Source organism: Burkholderia sp. LMG 13014, assembly GCF_905232215.1.
Lineage (GTDB): Bacteria > Pseudomonadota > Gammaproteobacteria > Burkholderiales > Burkholderiaceae > Burkholderia.
On record NZ_CAJNKE010000868.1, the window covers coordinates 1 to 1867 of the forward strand.

Here is a 1867-nt window from a genome sequence, read left to right on the forward strand (position 1 = left end):
GGTTTGTGCGGTGGTTTTTTCCCCGCCCGGGTTCCCGCGCCCCGCGCCCGAACAGCGGGCGCGTGTACGACACGTTCGCGATCCGCGTATGCGACCCGTCGCCGCCATGCACGTCGAAATAGCCGGCCCCGAGCGTGCCGCCGATCATGCCGAGATTCAGCGCGCCGGTCGCCTGCGTGCTGCTGCGCACGAGCCGGTAGGTCACGCCGGACGCCTGGTCGTACACGGACAGGTCGCGAAACCCGTCGGTGCGCTGGATACGCTGCAACGCGACGCTGAACCGGCGCGACGTGTAGCTGTAACCGAATGCGTATTGCTGCCCCGACGTGCCGGCGAGGCTGCTTTGCGTCGCCGCGAGGTTGAACACCCCGGCGCGGCCGGCCGCGACGTCGAAGCCGAGCCCGCCGAGCGCGAGCCGTTCGCCGGTCTCCGCATGCCCTTCGAGCGTGAGGTAGTCCGTGAGCCCGTAGCGCGCGGTGCCGGACATCGCGAACTTGCCGTACGAGAACGAGCGGATGCCGTAGTCGCGACGCATCGCGCCGACCGACAGCGAATAGTCGGACAGCCCTTTCTGCAGCAGCGTGTTCGCGACATAGAACGGCACCGTGGTCGCGACCTGGCGGCCGAGCGCGTCGGTCGTCACGACGGTCGCTTCGCCCGCGCCGTTGATGAACGGCACGTCGTTCAGCGCGAACGGGCCCGGGTTGACCTGCCCCGACGTCGCCTTGCTGCCGTTGATGAACAGGTCGACCGCGGTCGGCACCGCCGCCTGCCCCGCGAACTGCGGCAGCGGATAGGTGACGATGTCCGGCCGGACACGAAAGTCCCGCGCAACCGACACGCCGCCCAGCCGCACCGCGCTCGTCCACGACAGTGCCCCCGTGACGAGGTCGCCGGCCGTGAAGCTCAGCATCCGGTCCTGGTCGGCATAGCGCCAGGTCGTGTCGTAACGCATGTAACGGTTGTCGCCGGATGCGCCGCCGATACCGTAGGTGCGTCGATAGACGCCCGTGTTCGCGAGCGTGCCCCAGCGGTCGAACAACCGCTGCTCGGTCCACGCGGACGTCTGGCTGCGGCCGAGCGTCGGCGAGTTCGTATAGACGTCGTAGTTGAACAGCAGCCCGAAATCCGCCGCCGCCGGCGTGCGGTCGTACAACCGCCGCGTGCCGATCGTCTGGGCCGGCAGCCAGTCGGGCGGCACCGTGAGCCTGAGCTGCTGCGACGTGCTTTCGTATTCGACCTCGACGTGAGCGAGCTTCGCGAGATCGACCATCCGGTCAGGCTCGGCGTCGGTTCGCACCGACACCTTCGCGAGATCGCCGGCGCGCACGTAGTACGCGCCGTCCTGATAGCGAACCGGCACGACCTGCCCGGTTGGCAGCGCGTTGACCACGAGTTCGAGATACAGCGTGCCGCTGCGCAGCGCCGGGTCGGAGGTCGGCAACGCGCGCCCGAAGTTATCGGCGAGTTTCATTGCGTCGTCCGCACGTGCCGCACCGGTCACCGAAACGGCGATGCCGATCGCCCACGCGGCGCCGCGCAGGCGCGGCCGCCTGCGTCCCTGTCGATTGAACCGCTCCAAGACTGCCCCCGTTTGCCGTGATATCCCGTCCGTTCCTGCTGGATCCCGTGCGACGACTTCGCGTCGCTGTGCGCATGCGAAGCGTCAGCGCTTCGCGTCGGCGGGCTCCGGCTCGACGGCCATGTCGCGCTCGCCATTGACCGTCGCGATCAGTCGCGCCTGTGGCGTCTCCCGAACGGCCTCCGGCAGCACCCAGCGCATCCGCGCGCCGGGCAGCACGTAGCCGAGCAACCCGCGCGCCACGTCGCTGCGTTCGCCCTGCGCGACGAGCGCAACCTGCGTAAG

Annotated in this window: 1 protein-coding gene and 1 pseudogene; both read right to left on the reverse strand. The window is 69.3% G+C overall.

Translation table 11 applies throughout. The annotated features are described in order from the left end of the window. On the reverse strand, positions 1 to 1582 hold a 1582-nt coding region (locus JYJ84_RS35610; protein WP_374102164.1), incomplete at its 3' end, for a fimbria/pilus outer membrane usher protein. Positions 1583 to 1666: 84 nt separating this feature from the next. Then, positions 1667 to 1867, reverse strand: a pseudogene (locus JYJ84_RS35615) (molecular chaperone); the annotation flags it as partial.